17 protein-coding genes and 1 riboswitch are annotated in these 17,510 nt (G+C 38.9%); of the genes, 5 read left to right on the top strand and 12 right to left on the bottom strand.

Annotated features, from left to right (window positions below):
- Positions 1–122 precede the first annotated feature (122 nt).
- Positions 123–848: a CPBP family intramembrane glutamic endopeptidase gene (locus tag TZ94_RS04155; RefSeq protein WP_045614448.1), complete on the top strand. Its 726-nt coding sequence runs from the start codon at positions 123–125 to the stop codon at positions 846–848.
- Between the two features lie 55 nt (positions 849–903).
- On the opposite strand, the gene nusB is transcribed toward TZ94_RS04155, so the two are convergent.
- From nusB to gatC, 9 genes are all read right to left on the bottom strand, one after another.
- A complete protein-coding gene (gene nusB / locus TZ94_RS04150) occupies positions 904–1,326 on the bottom strand; it encodes a transcription antitermination factor NusB (protein ID WP_006150319.1) in 423 nt (140 codons plus the stop codon).
- The gene (locus TZ94_RS04145) at positions 1,319–1,708 is read right to left on the bottom strand and encodes an Asp23/Gls24 family envelope stress response protein (RefSeq protein ID WP_016466754.1); all 390 of its coding nucleotides are present in this window, start codon (positions 1,706–1,708) and stop codon (positions 1,319–1,321) included. Before TZ94_RS04145 ends, nusB begins: the two co-directional genes overlap by 8 nt.
- Before the next feature lie 21 nt (positions 1,709–1,729).
- Positions 1,730–2,290 carry an elongation factor P gene (efp, locus tag TZ94_RS04140; protein ID WP_004251910.1) on the bottom strand — a complete coding sequence of 187 codons (561 nt, stop codon included), beginning with the start codon at positions 2,288–2,290 and terminating at the stop codon, positions 1,730–1,732.
- Positions 2,291–2,370: 80 nt separating this feature from the next.
- Complete coding sequence (locus tag TZ94_RS04135) at positions 2,371–3,522, bottom strand: SPFH domain-containing protein (RefSeq protein WP_045614442.1); 1,152 nt, start codon at positions 3,520–3,522, stop codon at positions 2,371–2,373.
- Between the two features lie 9 nt (positions 3,523–3,531).
- Positions 3,532–4,500 (bottom strand): zinc-ribbon domain-containing transport protein, encoded by a 969-nt coding sequence (locus tag TZ94_RS04130; RefSeq protein ID WP_045614439.1) that lies wholly within the window; start codon positions 4,498–4,500, stop codon positions 3,532–3,534.
- A gap of 50 nt (positions 4,501–4,550) precedes the next feature.
- The gene (locus TZ94_RS04125) at positions 4,551–4,943 is read right to left on the bottom strand and encodes a hypothetical protein (protein ID WP_045614438.1); all 393 of its coding nucleotides are present in this window, start codon (positions 4,941–4,943) and stop codon (positions 4,551–4,553) included.
- A gap of 51 nt (positions 4,944–4,994) precedes the next feature.
- Positions 4,995–6,440: an Asp-tRNA(Asn)/Glu-tRNA(Gln) amidotransferase subunit GatB gene (gene gatB / locus TZ94_RS04120; protein WP_045614437.1), complete on the bottom strand. Its 1,446-nt coding sequence runs from the start codon at positions 6,438–6,440 to the stop codon at positions 4,995–4,997.
- On the bottom strand, positions 6,440–7,906 hold the full coding sequence (gene gatA, locus TZ94_RS04115) for an Asp-tRNA(Asn)/Glu-tRNA(Gln) amidotransferase subunit GatA (protein WP_045614436.1): 1,467 nt from the start codon (positions 7,904–7,906) through the stop codon (positions 6,440–6,442). The genes gatB and gatA overlap by 1 nt, the downstream gene beginning before the upstream one ends.
- On the bottom strand, positions 7,906–8,208 hold the full coding sequence (gene gatC / locus TZ94_RS04110; RefSeq protein ID WP_045614435.1) for an Asp-tRNA(Asn)/Glu-tRNA(Gln) amidotransferase subunit GatC: 303 nt from the start codon (positions 8,206–8,208) through the stop codon (positions 7,906–7,908). The genes gatA and gatC overlap by 1 nt, the downstream gene beginning before the upstream one ends.
- 212 nt (positions 8,209–8,420) lie before the next feature.
- Here gatC and TZ94_RS04105 point away from each other — a divergent pair, with 212 nt between their 5' ends.
- From TZ94_RS04105 to TZ94_RS04095, 3 genes are all read left to right on the top strand, one after another.
- Positions 8,421–9,095, top strand: a complete 675-nt coding sequence (locus TZ94_RS04105) for a TIGR02206 family membrane protein (RefSeq protein ID WP_006151751.1) — start codon at positions 8,421–8,423, stop codon at positions 9,093–9,095.
- Between the two features lie 34 nt (positions 9,096–9,129).
- Positions 9,130–9,822 carry a TIGR02206 family membrane protein gene (locus TZ94_RS04100; RefSeq protein ID WP_045614432.1) on the top strand — a complete coding sequence of 231 codons (693 nt, stop codon included), beginning with the start codon at positions 9,130–9,132 and terminating at the stop codon, positions 9,820–9,822.
- Positions 9,823–10,031: 209 nt separating this feature from the next.
- A complete protein-coding gene (locus tag TZ94_RS04095) occupies positions 10,032–11,576 on the top strand; it encodes a peptide chain release factor 3 (protein WP_045614429.1) in 1,545 nt (514 codons plus the stop codon).
- A 285-nt stretch (positions 11,577–11,861) separates the two neighbouring features.
- Here TZ94_RS04095 and TZ94_RS04090 read toward each other — a convergent pair whose 3' ends face one another.
- The 3 genes from TZ94_RS04090 to trkA all read right to left on the bottom strand — a co-directional run bounded on the left by TZ94_RS04090 (position 11,862) and on the right by trkA (position 16,210).
- Positions 11,862–12,566 (bottom strand): CPBP family intramembrane glutamic endopeptidase, encoded by a 705-nt coding sequence (locus TZ94_RS04090; protein WP_045614428.1) that lies wholly within the window; start codon positions 12,564–12,566, stop codon positions 11,862–11,864.
- Positions 12,567–13,417: 851 nt separating this feature from the next.
- A complete protein-coding gene (locus TZ94_RS04085) occupies positions 13,418–14,857 on the bottom strand; it encodes a TrkH family potassium uptake protein (protein ID WP_045614419.1) in 1,440 nt (479 codons plus the stop codon).
- A gap of 3 nt (positions 14,858–14,860) precedes the next feature.
- Positions 14,861–16,210 (bottom strand): Trk system potassium transporter TrkA, encoded by a 1,350-nt coding sequence (gene trkA / locus TZ94_RS04080; RefSeq protein WP_045614417.1) that lies wholly within the window; start codon positions 16,208–16,210, stop codon positions 14,861–14,863.
- A 424-nt stretch (positions 16,211–16,634) separates the two neighbouring features.
- Between trkA and TZ94_RS04075 the strand changes: the two genes are divergently transcribed.
- The gene (locus tag TZ94_RS04075; RefSeq protein WP_045614415.1) at positions 16,635–17,138 is read left to right on the top strand and encodes a tRNA (cytidine(34)-2'-O)-methyltransferase; all 504 of its coding nucleotides are present in this window, start codon (positions 16,635–16,637) and stop codon (positions 17,136–17,138) included.
- Between the two features lie 53 nt (positions 17,139–17,191).
- Positions 17,192–17,408, top strand: a riboswitch (FMN riboswitch).
- The last annotated feature ends 102 nt before the right edge of the window (positions 17,409–17,510 follow it).

Genomic DNA, 17,510 nt, shown 5'->3' with positions numbered 1-17,510 from the left:
CTTTTTGGATTCTATAAAATACATTTCAGGATAAAAAATTGACTTTTTTAAAAATAGCTGTTAATATAATAAAAGATATTTATGCTATAAAAATAAGTCAACAAAGATTTTTTGGAGTGAGTATGAAAAAACTAGGTCATTTGGGAATCTATACATTACTGGTATTTTTATCAATTTATCTACTAGATTTCAGTAGTCTTTATCTGGCTAAGATGTTTGTCTGGGGTATGGATGGCTATTCTATTATTGTAGCAGTAGAGCAACTAATTCTTTTAGGTCTAGTTATTTATTGGCTTAAAAAGAAAAGAATGCTCTATATTTTTGAAAAAAAGGGCTCGAAGAAATCCAGATTCTTTTACCTTTTAGTTAGTTTAGTGGCTGCTTATTTTGTCCGTCAGTTGTTAAGTGCTTTTTACTTACAGTTTAGTCGCTTCATTAATAACAACTATATCTTTGAAGACCTTCTTTCGGTCCTATCCTTCAGTGAGCAATCTACTATTTTAACGACTTGCTTCTCTTTTATCTCAGTTGTCATTTTGGGGCCTATATTGGAGGAGATTGTTCATAGAGGCTATTTTATGAATACCTTTTTCCCTAAGTCCAAATACTACTTGGATGTCATCTTATCAGCTCTTATATTTGGGCTCAGTCATTTGGTATTGTCCCATCGCGACCCCATCAGTTTGATGATTTATTGTTTTTTCGGTCTTTTCTTTGCTTTAGTTTACCGTTGGACAAAGAATTTAAAAATCACCATCCTGTGCCATAGTTTTATAAATTTTCTCATCCATGCAGACTTCATCTGGTTATTTCTTTCTAATTTAATCTATAATCGTTTTTTTAGATAGAATTTGAGGAGACAAATAAAAAAGTGTTTGATATCTGTCAAACACTTTTTTTTATTTAATTTTCTTCAGTTACAAATTGACTGAGCAGTCCGTTAATGAAACGAGCTGATTTTTGATCCGAAAAGCTTTTTGCAAGCTCAATAGCTTCATTCACAGCTACGAGTTGAGGAGTATCAAAAGAAGTAATTTCGAAGACTCCTAAACGCAATAGATTCTTTTCTACTAAGGTTAGACGGTCAATCGTCCAACCAGCCTTTAAATGCTGAGTGATTTGTTTATCTAGTTCCTCTTTTTGAGCTTGAACACCAGATACAAGATCGATTAGGAAACTAGGGAGTTTTACCTCGTCGTCTTCTCGATCATGAGTATAAGCGAAGCGACAAGCAGTTTCAATATCAGAACCATATTCAAGACTCATCAGTGCTTGGAAGGCACATTTTCTTAGTTCGCGTCTGGATTCTAATAATGGACTAGTCATTGAGGAAGTCCTCATCAAACAAATCTGTCAATGCTGGTTTCGGTGTTTTATCTGGTGCAATACCAGCAACGTGAATGTTTACAGCTGAGAGTTCGATGTCAGCCATATTACGAACGGCATCTTTTACAGCTTTTTGAATAGCCATTGCAACTTTAGGTACTTTGACACCATACTCGAGATAGAGATAGATGTCAGCTGTTAGCTCTTCTTCGGATTCTTTTAGATAGACGCCGCGACCGAGTGAAAGTTTTGAAAGGGTGTCAGATACTGATTTGTTTGAAAAAGAGTGGACACCATCAACTTTAGCTGTAGCGATAGCAATGATTTTTTCAAGTACACGTGGGGCGATAACGATTTCGCCTAATTGTTCTTCAATTCCCATAGAATGACCTCTTTCTAGAGATTAGGCACGAGAAACGTAAGTTCCTTCTGCAGTGTTGATAACGAGTTTTTGTCCTGCTTCGATGAAGTCTGGAACGTTAACGACAAGTCCAGTTTCCATTGTAGCTGGTTTACCAGAACCGGTAACAGTAGCACCTTTAATAGATGGTTGAGTTTCAGCAACTGTCAATTCAACAGTTGTAGGTACTGTTACACCGATTACTTCAGTTCCGTAAAATTGAATTTTAACTTCAGAATTTTCAAGGATGTAAAGCAATTCGTTTTCAACATTTACAACAGGAATTTCGTATTGGTCGTAAGTTTCAGTGTTCATGAAATAAGCTGTATCATCCATTTTGTACAAGTATTGTGCTGGTACAGTTTCGATAATCGCTTGTTCAAATTTTTCCTCTGGACGGTAGCTAGTTTCAAATGTTGAACCAGTACGGACATCACGCAGTTTCATACGCATGATAGTGTTTCCTTTACCTGGTTTGTGGTGGCTAGCTTCCAAAACGCGGATCAATTTTCCGTCAGCTGTTTCAAAGGTCATACCAGCCTTTAATTTACTTGCTTCAATCATGTTTTTACCTCTTTAATAAAATAATTTACTCTTTATTGTATCATAAGTCGTGAGATTTCTCAAATATCAGGGAAGTGAGATTAGTTGACAGGAACGATGTTTCCTTCTTCATCTTTAGTTACTAATACGTACTTGCCATCGACTTCAATGTAGAAGTTCTTGCTTGCAGTTTGTCCAGTATTTTGAGTTGGAGCTTGTCCATTATTTTGGACAGGAGCCTGATTTTGAGCTTGTTGGCTGAGTTGTCCACCGAGAGTTTGACCGAGATTCATTCCCATAAACATATTCATACCATTGCCATTACCTTCATTGTTAGCTGCAGCAATAAGGGCTTCGTTACGAGCACGACGTTCTTCAATTTCGATGGTATTGTATTTCATAGCAACGAGTTCGCTATCAAGTTTACGAACAATTTCTAGACTTTCTTGGTCGTAACTGAGATCTTCAAGCAAGATATTGGTTGCTTCGATACCATAAAGTCCTGTCCAAACCTTGTTAACTTCTTGTTTAGCTACTTCATTAAAAGTATCTTGGTTAGCATTTAGGCTATAGATATCAACTCCGTTTTCATTGGTATACTTAGCGATAGCAATTGCGATTTTTGGAGAGATATTTTGTCGAAGTGTTCCTTGAGCAATATCTTGGATTGTAAATGGTTTATGATCTTCAATTTGTTGACTAATAGAGCTAACATAGAAAAGAACTGGATCCGCAACCTTAATATCAAACAAGCCGTAGAAACGAATGTTGAGCAATTGTTGGTAACGTTCACTGAAATACTCTACAGCATTTTGGGTACCAAATTTATTCCCTGCAATTGGTTGCATACGGATAAAGATGATTTCTTGTCGAGTAATAACTTGTCCACCAAAAGAGAAGCGGTTTTTGAAGTTTTCCCAAGTACCCTTGATTCCACCTTTTTCAAGGAGCCAAGCGTTATCACCTGCACGCCATTCATGGCTTCCGGCTTCAAGTACATCCCCTAGGAAGGTACCGTTATTGACAAGAACAGCAACATATCCTTGAGGGACAATAACAACAGAACCGTCTGTTAAAAGACCAGTATTTTGGTTGCTTTGTCTTGAACCACCGTCAGGATCTTTTGTAAGCAATTGTCCCTTGATGGCCATGACGTCTGAAGAGACGTGGTCTGGAAGTACAACGGCTTCCTTGAATTTGCTATCATTAAAACTATTTAGCCCAGCTGAAAGGGCAGCACGAATAAATCCCATAATTTCCTCCTAATTATAAAGTTCGTCTTCATCCACAACTTCATAGGTATCAAGAACCCATTGATTTGGACTACGTGTGAGTTCAGCTCCGCAATAATCACATTGACTAATAGCTGAGATTTTAAGTGGAGCACCACAGTTTGGACAGTGGTCGCTAACAGCTTCATCTTGAACATTGTTTTCAGTTTGGCTACCATGTTTGCGGATGAAGTTCATTTGATAAACTGTAAATAGATCTTGTTGAGGATCTCCTTCGATAACCTTACGAGTCTTATCTTCGATGACATAGTCTCTCAAAGTAGATGAAAGGATAACCACTAAAGTATCATTTCCATCTGGATTTTCGTAGAAATCTTTGATTCGAACATTTTCAACGTAAACACGTTCCAAAACATTCGTTGTTTGAGATTGGATATAGTCTTCCAGTTGAGCACTGTGTTGAGAATAGAGGCTAGCACTTTCAAGTGAGCGCACCAAATTCCAATCTTTTTTAGTCCAGGCTGCCTGTAATTGGATGTAAACTTCTCTAACCCATGAAGTGAAAGCATCCGCATCAAAGTTTGGATCACCATGGTGTACACGATTAATAGCCAAGGTGTTATTTTCAACTCGACGGTGAAGTATTGGTTCAACATTGTATCCAGTTGAGTTTCCGTATGATTTACCAGATGACGAATTTTGGTCACTCAAATATTTGATGAGCATGAAGAGTAGGAAAGCCCCAACACCAAACATGATAAGAATGTTCATTCCGGTCCCTAGAGAACCTCCTGAACTTGAGTATCTATTGTTAGAATGATAACTGCTTCGTGAAGAAGAACTACTACTAGAACGACTTCGGCTACTGCTACTACTTCGAGAGCTGCTGCGGCTAGAGCTACCACTTCGAGAATGTCCGACACCCGCATCTATTGATTGAAGAGGTGTCACAAAGATAAGAAGCAAGAAGGTAGCGATAAGAGTATATAACTTTTTCATATGTCTCCTAACTATGTGAGTACAAAAATAGTTTTTGGTAAATTATATGTCTATAAAGAGTTTTTGAGTTTTATAGTTTTATTTTCAATAAACCATCCTATAATCCAACCACATACGAGTAAATAATTCTCGATAGCACCAATCGCATTAACAGGAGAATGATATTCAATAAAATTTAACAAATGATTTGTTCCTATTCCGATACCACCAATGATGAGGGCAAGAAGGGCAATTCTCAGGTAAAACCAATCGTATTTAATATTAACAGCAAGAATAATAATTAAAACGGCTAGATTCCAAATTCCAATTTCTCTTTGCCATCCTGCAGAAATACCGTAACCAGAATGCTCTCCCATATATGATGGGAGAAAGATTTGTAGAATGGAAGCACCCAACATGGCGACAATAACTAAGATAAATAGTACTCGTAAAAATTTGTTCATTCATTCTCCTTATTCTATTTTTAGTAGAAAAGGCTATTAACGAAAGTATATTTACTCGTTCTCTTTCAACTTAGCCAATTCTTGGGCAAGTAGTTTAAGAGCTACTTGTGGGTTGGCTTGGCCTTTGGTTGCTTTCATGAGGAATCCTGTGAAGGCCTTGTCAGCGTTTCGTTTTCCTGACTTGAAGTCGGCAACAGCAGCTTCATTATCCGCAAAGACTTGATGAATAATTGGAATCAAAACATCAGGATCTGAGATTTGAACTAAACCAGCTTTTTCCACGTATTCACGAGCTCCACCGCCGTTTTTAGCTAGGTGGACAAAAACTTTCTTGGCAATCTTAGATGAGATAGTACCGTCTTCGATGATAGCAATCATTTCTACCAAGTTTTCTGGTGTCAATTGGATTTGTTCTAGTGTCTTGCCTTCCGCGTTCAAGAACTGAGCGACTTCACCTTGGAGCCAGTTAGAAACTTGTTTAGCATCACCACCGAGGGCGACAGCTTTTTCAAAGAAATCAGAAGTGACTTTATTGGCAGTCAACTGGCTAGCATCGTAGTCTGATAGACCAAGGTCAGATACGTAGCGAGCACGGCGTTCTTTTGGAAACTCTGGCAATTCAGTACGCATTTCCTCAATCCACTCATCTGAGATTTCAAAGAGTGGTAGGTCTGGTTCTGGGAAGTAGCGGTAGTCTGCAGCACCTTCCTTGACACGCATGAGGATAGTTGCTTTGTTCGCTTCATCATAACGGCGAGTTTCTTGTCGAATTTGACCACCTGAGCGAAGAATTTCAGCCTGACGTTGCACTTCGTATTCAAGTCCCTTGCGGACGTTAGAGAATGAGTTCAAGTTTTTCAACTCAGTCTTGGTACCAAATTTCTCTTGACCATAAGGACGAAGAGAGATGTTAGCATCTACACGCATAGATCCTTCTTCCATCTTAACGTCGGAAATACCAGCATATTGGATCACTTCCTTGAGGGCTGTTAGATAAGCGTAAGCTTCTTCAGGAGAACGCATGTCGGCTTCAGATACAATCTCAATCAATGGCACCCCTTGACGATTAAGGTCGACATAAGAGAAACCATCTGTTCCGTGAGTATTTTTACCAGCATCTTCTTCCAAGTGGGCACGCTCAATACCGATTTTCTTAGTTGTTCCGTCTTCTAGCTCCACTTCAATCCAACCATTATAACCGATTGGCTCATCAAACTGAGAAATTTGGTAGGCTTTAGGATTATCAGGATAGAAGTAGTTCTTGCGGTCAAAGTGCATCTTCTTGTGGATGTCCATGTTGAGGGCAAGAGCTGCCTTGATACCAGCATCGACTACACCCTTATTGAGAACTGGCAGTACGCCTGGAAAAGACCAGTCAATCACGTTTGTATTGGCATTTTGGTCATTTCCAAAGTGGGCAGAAGTAGGTGAGAAGATTTTTGAATTGGTGTTGAGCTCTACGTGGACTTCAAGTCCAATGACTGTTTCAAAGTTCATTAGTTATCACCTCCAAAAATCACGGGTTGTTGTTTGTGGTAGTCTGTTGTTGCTTCAAAGGCAGCAGCAACTTGGTAAATGGTTTCTTCAGAATACTTCGGACCAATCAATTGTAAACCTACTGGTAGACCTTGAGCAAATCCTGCAGGAATCGAAATTCCTGGTAGACCAGCCAAGTTAACTGGGATTGTCAAGAGATCCGCCAAGTACATAGCAACTGGATCGTGGTTGAGCGAATCCAAGTCAAAGGCCACGCTTGGAGATGTTGGACCAAGGATGAGGTCGTAATCTGCAAATACTTTTTCGAAATCTTGGATAATAAGGGTACGAACTTGACCAGCTTTCTTGTAGTAGGCATCGTAGTAACCTGATGAAAGACTGAAAGTACCAAGCATGATCCGACGTTTCACTTCGTCACCGAATCCTTGGCTACGAGTGTTCACATAGATCTCATCCAAGTTCTTAGCATCTTCAGCACGGAAACCATAGCGGATACCGTCAAATCGTTGCAAGTTTGATGAAGCTTCAGATGAAGCGATGATGTAGTAAACGGCAACTCCGTATTTAGAGTGTGGAAGGCTCACTTCTTCAACGATAGCACCTAGCTTTTCAAAGTGCTTAGCGGCGTTGAGGATGGTTTCTTTAACTTCTGGATCAATACCTTCACCAAGGTATTCCTTAGGAAGGGCAATCTTCATACCCTTGATGTCTTGACCAATCTTAGAAGTAAAGTCTGCTACACGAACAGGTGCAGAAGTAGAGTCTTTGGTATCTTCGCTGGCAATCGCATTGAGCAATAGGGCGTTTTCCTTAACAGTTGGAGCAAAAGGACCAATCTGGTCTAACGAGCTACCAAAGGCAATCAGACCGAAACGTGAAACTGTTCCGTAGGTTGGTTTGAGACCAACAATCCCGTTGAAGGCAGCAGGTTGGCGGATAGAACCACCAGTATCAGAACCAAGTGATAAACGGACTTGTCCTGAAGCTACAGAAGCTGCGGAACCACTAGATGATCCACCAGGAACCTTGCTGTGGTCCCAGGCATTTTTAGTTGCACCGTAGTAAGATGTTTCACCAGAACCTCCCATGGCAAACTCGTCCATATTGGTTTTTCCGACAACAATCATGCCCTTAGATTTTGCATTGGCAACAGCTGTCGCATCAAAGATTGGCTCGTAGTTATAAAGCATTTTTGAGGCTGCAGTTGTCAGAATGCCGTCTGTAGAGATATTATCCTTAACGGCTAGTGGAATTCCTGAAAGGACATTGTCAGCGTCGATTCCAGCCTCGTCAATAGCTTTAGCTTGAGCAAGAGCTTGCTCTTCAGCGATAGTGACAAAGGCATTGATAGCTTCTTCACGCGCCTTGATATCTTCAAGCGTTGCTTGTGTTAGTTCTGTTGCTGAAATTTCCTTAGAAACAAGGAGGTTGTGCAGCTCTTCAATCGTTTTATGATTAAAAGTCATTAGGCATCTCCTCCATCATCTAGGATAGCTGGCACCTTGATATAGTAGTTATCTTTTTCAGGTACATTTTTAAACAAGCGGTCACGGTCTGTTCCTTCTTCAGCCACATCAGGTCGGAGAACAGTTTTACGGTCAGCCATCGTTGTAGTAGGTACAACACCAGTAGTGTCGACTTCACTGAGCAATTCGACCATATCAACAATTTTTGAGAGTGTTTTCGCAAACTCTGCAGTTTCTTCTTCTGAGAATTTTAATTTTGAAAGATTGGCAACGTGAGTTACCTCTTCTTGCGTAATTTTCATCGGATATCCTTTCGTGAAATGATGATTCTTTATCTGTTCTATTTTACCATATTTTCCTATAAATAAGGCAAGCCAAGCTAAAAAGAAACAGAAATTGAAAAATACTTTTTATTTCGATATAATGGTTGAAATTAGAAGAAAGAATAACAGTCGTTTTTAGTTGGTAAAAAGGATGTAGAATTGACTCAACTAGAACACGTTAAGGATGACATATGACGCTTTGGGAGTTACTTTTCACCAGTAAAAAAACGGTTCCTCCCCATTTGGGAGCCTGGTACTTTTTATTACCTACTTCTTTGGTAATCATAGCTGTTTTATCGATTCGTTTCGCATCGTCTAAAGGTTACAGAAACTTTTGGTATTGGGGACAATTGATTCAGTTGCTCATTATCAACGCTTGGTATATTGCTGCACGCCTGCCTCTTTCTGAGGCTCTCCCTTTTTACCACAGTCGCATGGCTATGTGGATAATTCTTTTTGCCCCTAATAAGACCTTTTTTAAACAATACTTTGCATTAGTGGGAGTTTTTGGTTCTATCATGGCTTTGGTTTATCCAGTCTTTTATCCTTTTCCTTTCCCTCATGTTTCGTCTGTGAACAATGTTTTCGGACACTGGGCCCTCTTGGCTAACTGCTTGATTTATCTTGTTAGATATTATAAAGTTGAAAAAGGGGATACATGGAAAATATGCCAGATGACTTTTGGGGTTAATGCCATTATCTTTCTTGCCAACCTCTTGACAGGAGGAAATTATGGCTTTATGAGCAAGCCACCTGTGATTGGGGATCATGGTAGTTTGCTTAACTATTTGATAGTGACCAGTTTGATGACAGGTATTCTCATCCTTATCAATCAACTCGTTAAATATAAACATAAGAATAGTTAATATACAACTGAATTCGTTACCTTAAGGAGACTTTATGCATCATTTTATTACAAGAACCCAAACGACGCCACCGCCTATTCCGATTTTTTGGTACGGTGTCATGATAGGCCTTCTTGCCTTGTCTATTTATGCTTCTCTTACTTACTACAAAAACCCCAAATTTGTTCGATTGTTTAAGTGGATTCAAATAGCGCAATTGCTAGCTCTTTATACTTGGTATATAGGTTTTAGCATTCCATTTTCGAACAGCCTGCCTCTTTACCATTGCCGTTTGGCCATGTTCGCGGTTGTTTTCTTACCTGACAAATGGAAAACTAAGCAGTATTTTGCCCTTATGGGAGCCAGCGGCGCAGTATTTGCTTTAGGCTATCCTGTTTTTGACCCCTATGATTTCCCGCATATTACCAGCTTTTCTTTCCTGATTGGCCATTATGCCCTCTTGGTCAATTCCCTGGTTTATCTCATGAATCACTACGATAAAAACCTACTTAAAAAGTATCGAATTATCGCCTACACTTTTATTCTCAACCTTTTCCTAGTTGGAGTCAATCAAGTGACAGGTGGAAACTATGGGCTTTTGAATACGACGCCTTTTATTCCAGATGCCCCTATATGGATAAAGTATCTTCTGGTTTCAATCATTCTTTCTTCAGCCCTAGTACTTTTTGATATCTTGTTCAAGAAACGTTGGCAAAAGAAAATTGCTCTAGAAAAAATTAAATTTTGAAGAGATTGTAACTAGCGATACAAAATGAATATTGAACAAAAGAATCTGAAGAGCAGGTCTAGTATCTTGACCTGCTTTTTCTTGTGTAAGCAATTGAAAAACTCTCTAAAATCCGATATAATGGAGTGTTGAAAGGAATGTTAGGGTCCGATGTAATAAAGAGTGATTATAAATTGAAATAATTAAAAAAGTAGAAAGAAAGAGAAGCTATGAGTATTCAAGAAGAAATTAAAAAACGCCGTACCTTTGCCATCATCTCTCACCCGGACGCTGGGAAAACAACCATTACTGAGCAATTGCTCTATTTTGGGGGAGAGATTCGTGAGGCAGGTACTGTAAAAGGGAAGAAAACAGGAAACTTTGCTAAGTCAGACTGGATGGATATCGAGAAACAACGTGGGATTTCAGTCACTTCATCTGTTATGCAGTTTGACTACGATGGTAAGCGCGTAAATATCCTAGACACTCCAGGACACGAGGATTTCTCAGAAGATACCTATCGTACCTTGATGGCGGTGGATGCTGCCGTCATGGTGGTGGACTCTGCCAAGGGTATCGAGGCCCAAACCAAAAAATTATTTGAGGTTGTTAAACATCGTGGGATTCCAGTCTTTACCTTTATGAATAAGTTGGACCGAGATGGTCGTGAACCACTAGACCTTTTGCAAGAATTGGAAGAAGTCTTGGGAATTGCGAGTTACCCGATGAACTGGCCGATCGGGATGGGGAAAGCCTTTGAAGGACTTTATGACCTTTATAACCAACGTTTGGAACTTTATAAAGGGGACGAACGCTTTGCCAGTCTAGAAGATGGCGATAAGCTCTTTGCTAGCAACCCATTCTATGAGCAAGTAAAAGAAGATATCGAACTCCTGAATGAAGCAGGGAATGAATTCTCAGAGGAAGCTATTCTTGCAGGTGATTTGACACCAGTCTTCTTTGGCTCAGCCCTCACCAACTTTGGGGTGCAGACCTTCCTTGAAACCTTCCTCAAGTTTGCTCCAGAACCTCATGGACACAAAAAAACAGACGGTGAACTTGTCGATCCGTATGACAAAGACTTCTCAGGTTTTGTCTTTAAAATCCAAGCCAACATGGATCCTCGTCACCGTGACCGCATCGCTTTTGTCCGTATCGTATCGGGCGAATTTGAGCGTGGAATGAGTGTCAATCTCCCTCGTACTGGTAAAGGAGCCAAACTTTCTAATGTCACCCAGTTTATGGCAGAAACTCGTGAGAATGTCACCAATGCCGTAGCAGGAGATATTATCGGAGTTTACGATACTGGTACTTATCAGGTGGGAGATACTTTGACAGTTGGGAAAAACAAATTTGAATTTGAACCACTGCCAACCTTTACCCCTGAAATTTTCATGAAAGTTTCTGCTAAGAACGTTATGAAGCAAAAATCCTTCCACAAGGGAATCGAGCAATTGGTTCAAGAAGGAGCTATTCAGCTTTATACCAACTACCAAACAGGTGAATACATGTTAGGTGCAGTTGGGCAACTCCAGTTTGAAGTCTTCAAGCACCGCATGGAAAATGAGTACAATGCCGAGGTGGTCATGAGCCCAATGGGTAAAAAGACCGTTCGTTGGATCAAACCAGAAGACTTAGATGAGCGCATGTCTTCAAGCCGGAATATCTTGGCTAAAGACCGCTTTGACCAACCTGTCTTCCTCTTTGAAAATGACTTTGCCCTCCGCTGGTTTGCAGATAAGTATCCAGATGTGGAATTAGAGGAAAAGATGTAAATCGTTACAAATTACTAGCAACACAAAGTTGCTGTCATTTGACGGTAACCGCTATGGCGGTTTACCTAAACGCTTCACTAGGCAAAACCCACGAATGGTATCGATTCGTGGGTTTTTCCGTCTTATCGTAACAGATAGAAAGCGAACCAGTAGACTACCACTAACTTCGTGTCTCAACTTCTCACACCTAATTCGTGTTTCGGTTTTATATAGACAAAAAAGACTAGAAATTAGATAGATTTCTAGTCTTTTTATTTTAAATTATATTAGTAGTGGAACCTTCATTTATTGAATGGCATCTATACCAACAACCTTGATAAGAAATGTAAGGAGGATAAGCAATAGAATGCTCATTCCATTAATTACTAAATGGAGGAAGATAGACATCTCTAGACGTTTGGTGCGATAAGCAGTCCAAGTTAGGACGGCAGACATCCAGCCATAGATCAAGAAAGAAGGTGGATTTGTTGGGGTATGTGCTATAGTGAAGATAAACCAACCGAAAATATACCCAATTTTTTCGTATCCTTCGAAGAGTTTAGTAGGTATGATACCTCGACAGATAACTTCCTCACAAATAGGTGCCACTATTGCAACCACGAAAATGCTGGAAATTAGAGAGCTTTCTGACATGATGCTATTGATAGTCTCTTGATTCGAAGTAGTTGTTTGCTTCAGAAGTTGCAACCAAATCGCACCAATCATATTTCCAGCGACAACGGCTACATAACTAAGAGCGATTCGAGGGGCGTCATTAATAGTGAAGAGTTTCGATTTTAGGTTTAATAACTTACTTTTGTGAGCACCATATAAAAAAAGTGTAACAATAACAGTAGATACAAGCCCCACTATTAGAGATGACCAGATAGATCCAAGTTGAGTTTTTTGAAGTAACATTAAGGTTACGATAGGAACTTGTGATAGGCACATAGCGACAAGAAAGATTCCTAGCCAAATCAATCGTTTACGATAATCTTTAAAAAAATTCATTCATATATCTCCTAAAAAATTTATTTCATTATAGCATACTTTGGATAGGAATTCTATTAATTACCAGAACATAAGCGTAGATAAAACAAGTAAGATGTTTCGAATTAAATGACTATAGAAGGATAAATCTTGTCTTAAGGTTTTAGGAAATAAAAAGTTTAGAAAGCTGACTCCCAAAAGGATATAAAAACTGACAGAAAATATGGTTAAAGGATTGTGCAGAAAAAATAAACTAAGAAAGATAAGAGTTGTTAGCCTGCCTGTCTTTTTATGAGTTGGTAATTTTCTCCATTTGTTTAACGGCAGAAAGGTAGCAATATCAAGTCCGAAAAGGAAAAAGAAAGAGATGAGTAACAAGTCAACGATTTCTTTTTGTAGTAGAGTGTCAGTGCTTATGCTTTCAAATAAAATAAAACAGACTCCAGCAAGGTTAATGATAACCATGCTGCTATACAATAAAAAGAAGGATCGACTACGATTATGTAGTTGACTTTTTAGATGATTATGTCCTGAAAGATAGTGGATAAATGTACAGATACCTGCTAAAAACAGTAAGAGAAGTAAAAAGTAAAAGCAGGATTGTTTGAGTGTTAAAGCAATACCAGGCCAAACTAAGCAACTACAGCAGCCTAAGTATACCAAGGAAATCAATAAAAGAAGTTGGATTGATTTGTTCATTTTTTCCATATAAAACCCCTACGTTTTTTTAAAATTATAACTAAAATGATTCATGAAAAATCATCTTTTTCCCAAGTGTTATTTTTTGACTCTCAATTGTCTTTTAAAAATCTTATCAACAGAAAAAAACATCCCTCATTTTTTGAAGGATGTGCTTTTTGATAATAACATTGCTAACGCTTAGACCAGGTTCGCTTCATAAAGAGTAATATGATTGGATAAATTTCAAGACGTCCTGCAATCATTGCAAAGGATAGGAGGAGTTTTGAAAATGGACTAAAAATTGAGAAACTTGAGGTTGTTCCGAGAATTGGGCCGATATTGTTAAAGCAACTGAAAACGGCACTCGTAACAATCATTAAATTGTTAGCATCTAAACTGATAATGAACATTAAGCTGAGTAGAATCATAATGTAAACTACAAAGTACTTGAGAATCTTGTGTTGGGTGTCCTTATCAATTACCGTTTGGTTAACATGGAGAGTTAAAACACGGTGAGGGGATATGGTAGACAAAAATTGATTTTTAGCAATTTTAGCTAGAATAACTCCACGCATTACTTTGAGACCACCAGCAGTAGATCCAGCAGAACCACCAATCGCCATCAGCATCAGTAAAATATATTGTGAAAACAAAGGCCAATTTGTAATGTTGCCGTAACCGAAACCAGTTGTAGTGATGATATTAGAGACTTGGAAGAAGGCCATCTCAAAACTTTGTGAAACGCCACTATAAAGGTGGAGTGTATTGAGAGTAATTAAGCCGGTAGAAACGACGACAATCAAGAGATAAGCACGAAGCTCCTCATCGAAAAAGAATTCCTTGACTCGACGAAGCATGAGATAGTAGTAGAGGTTGAAATTGACACCAAACATCAAGACCCCAACACTCGTCAGATAGGTAATGAGAGAACTATTATAGTGGGCGATTCCATCATTGTAAACCGTGAAACCACCAGTCCCAGCAGTTCCCATAGCGATAACAAAACTATCGTAGAGTGGCATACCGGCAAGATAATAAATCACTACAAAGAGGGCGAACATTGCTAGATACAGGATGTAGAGGATTTGTGCTGTATTTTTTAGCTTAGACACAACCTTACCAAATACTGGTCCAGGGACCTCGGCCTTCATAACCTCTAAGTGGCTGTTTTTAGCATTGTCCATAATAGCTAGGGCAAAAACTAGCACCCCCATACCTCCGATGAGGTGGGTGAAACTTCTCCAAAATAGAAGAGAACGGCTTAAGACAGAAACGTCATTTAAGATAGTTGCTCCCGTAGTAGTGAAGCCGGAACTAGTTTCGAAGAAGGCATCGATAAAATTGGGGATTTGACCTGAAAAGACAAAGGGAAGGGAGCCAAAGAAAGACCAGAGGATCCAACATAGGGCAACAATTAAGACTCCTTCTTTAGCATAGATACGTTGTTTTTTAGGCTTTTTGATGATTCCGAGTAGACCTAGGACAACAAGAATCCCGATGGTAGAGAAAAGAGCTGTAAAAACTTGATTAGATTCTCGATAGTAAAGAGCAATACCAACAGGAACTAAAAGTAACCCAGCTTCAATCAAGAGTAGTTTTGCAAGAAGAAAGCGTACCATACTTCTATTCATAGCTTACCTCTCTAACAAATCATAAATCTTGGTGATGTTTGATAGCAAAGTGATAACCACAAGCTTATCACCGACTTGGAGTGTGTCTTCTCCTGTTGGGAAGATCGTTTTTCCATTGCGGATAATAGCAGCAATCAAGACATCCTTTTTGAGCTTCAATTGAGATAAAGGCTTGCCAGTCATTTTATTGGCTTCCTTGATCAGGAATTGAAGAGTTTCTACCTGTCCATTTGCTAGATGGTGCATAGCTTGAAGGTCAGAATATTGCGCATTTACACGACCATGGATAAAGTGCATAATGGTATCAACAGCGATTGTTTTAGGGGTGATGATACTTGAGAAATCTGTCGCATGAATGATTTCCAATAGGCTTGTTCGGTTTACCTTAGTAATATTTTTCTGAACACCTATGTTATCCAAGAACATAGAGGTAATGATATTTTCCTCGTCGACTCCTGTCAAAGTGGCAACAGCATCATAGTTTTGTGCACTTTCTTCTAAGAGGGTGTCCTTAGTTGTTCCATCACCTTGGACTATATAGAGTTTAGGGAATTTTTCGCTGAAAAAGGCAGCTCTTTCAGGATTGACCTCAATAACCTTGGTATCGATACGACTGTCTTTTAACATACCTAAGAGATAGTAAGCAATTTTCCCAGCTCCTATGATGAGTAAACTCTTAACAACTCGAGATTTGATATAGTTGTGGAAGAGCATCATATCGACACGACTTCCTGTCACAAAGATACGGTCTTTATCTTCTAAAATCATATCTCCACTAGGAATCATGAGTTTGTGGTCACGTTCGATAGCACAGACAATAACATTACCAAACTTTTTACGGAAATCAGCAATAGACATCTGACAAATATTACTGAAATTTCGTACCTTGAATTCCATTAAGCTGACTAATCCACCTGCAAAACGCTCAACAGAAAGAGCATTAGGGAAGTCTATAATGTTGGCGATAGCACGAGCTGCTAGGAGTTCTGGGTTTACAATGAGTGAAAATCCAAGAATATTTTTTTCTTTGAAATAGGGATTGGAATATTCAGGATTGCGGACACGAACAATAGTTTCTTTAGCTCCCATTTTTTTGGCTAAAACAGCCGAAACCATATTGACTTCGTCGTATTGAGTCATGGCAATGAAAATATCACAATCTTGAACATTGGCTGCTTCTAACATAGCAAAGTCAGCTCCGTTACCTGCGATTCCCATAATATCAAAACGGCTGGTCAAGTATTTTAGAACAGTTTCGTTCTGTTCAATTAAGACAACATCATGGTTGTCAGCAACCAGTGAACGACAGAGGGCAGAACCTACTTTTCCCCCTCCGACAAGAATAATCTTCATAGTTAGTTAACCTACTTTTTCAATATGTCTCTATCATACCTTTTTTTAGAAAAAAATGCACTCAACAACCGACTGTTTCCTTGTTTAATAAAGGGATTAGGGGAATTCGAATAAATATTTTGCTTTAAACATCATATGTTTATGAAAAAACTTGTTCCGAAAATTCTTAATTTATGTAAATTCTATGATATTGCTTGCTGAAAGTTGAAATTTTAACTTTTGTAAATATGCTTGTAAAAAAAATGAAAAAATCAAGTCATTTCTATTGACAATCAGGCTGAAAGTGTTATACTAAAAAAGTAGTTTCGCTGATTTACTTCAAACCTGTTGTGAGGTAAGTTAACGATGCCTTAACCACGCTGTTTGCTGAGCTTGACTCCGGGCAGTGTGGCTATTTTTTTGCACTAGTGAGAGGAAGCAAGGCATGGCCAATCATATTGTATTGTTTGAACCACAAATTCCACAAAATACGGGAAATATTGCACGAACCTGTGCGGCGACGAATGCGCCCCTTCATATTATCAAGCCTATGGGCTTTCCTATTGACGACCGTAAAATGAAGCGAGCTGGGCTGGACTATTGGGACAAACTTGATATTTATTTCTATGATAGTCTAGATGAATTTATGAGCAAAATGAATGGACAACTCTACTTGATTTCCAAGTTTGCAGAAAAGGTCTATTCAGATGCAGATTTCACAACAGAAGGGAATCATTATTTTCTCTTTGGTCGTGAAGATAAGGGTTTGCCTGAGGAATATATGCGTAAACATCCTGAAAAAGCTCTTAGAATTCCTATGAATGATGAACATGTTCGTAGCCTAAATGTTTCCAATACAGTCTGTATGATTGTCTATGAGGCCCTTCGTCAACAAAACTTTGTGGGTCTCGAACTGGTTCATACCTACGAAACTGATAAGTTGAAATAAACACTGATGAGAGATAAAATGCTTGCGCTTGCAAGCTTTTTTTGTTATCATTAGAGGGTCTTCAGGGCTGGGTGAAATTCCCGACCGGCGGTGACTTTTATTAGCTATTTTGGCTTACTCGTCGTTGTCTTGTCTCGATATACTTTAGTATTATCTTCGACTGCGACGCCTAGATTAATCCAAAATAGCTAGTAAAAGAAGTCCGCGAGCGCAAGCTGATGTGGTGAAATTCCACAACCGACAGTATAGTCTGGATGGGAGAAGACGAAAGGATGGCTTTGTCTATTCTGTTTCAGTATATAATAGAAAAGAACCAGTTTTGTTATAAACTTAGGTTGTTTTTTGAGATAGGAAAGAGAGTAGATAGGGAGA

This window comes from Streptococcus infantis (genome assembly GCF_000960085.1).
In the GTDB taxonomy this organism is placed as follows: domain Bacteria; phylum Bacillota; class Bacilli; order Lactobacillales; family Streptococcaceae; genus Streptococcus; species Streptococcus infantis_C.
Note: the sequence above shows the minus strand (reverse complement) of the source record. Positions and strands in the feature narration are given on the sequence as shown.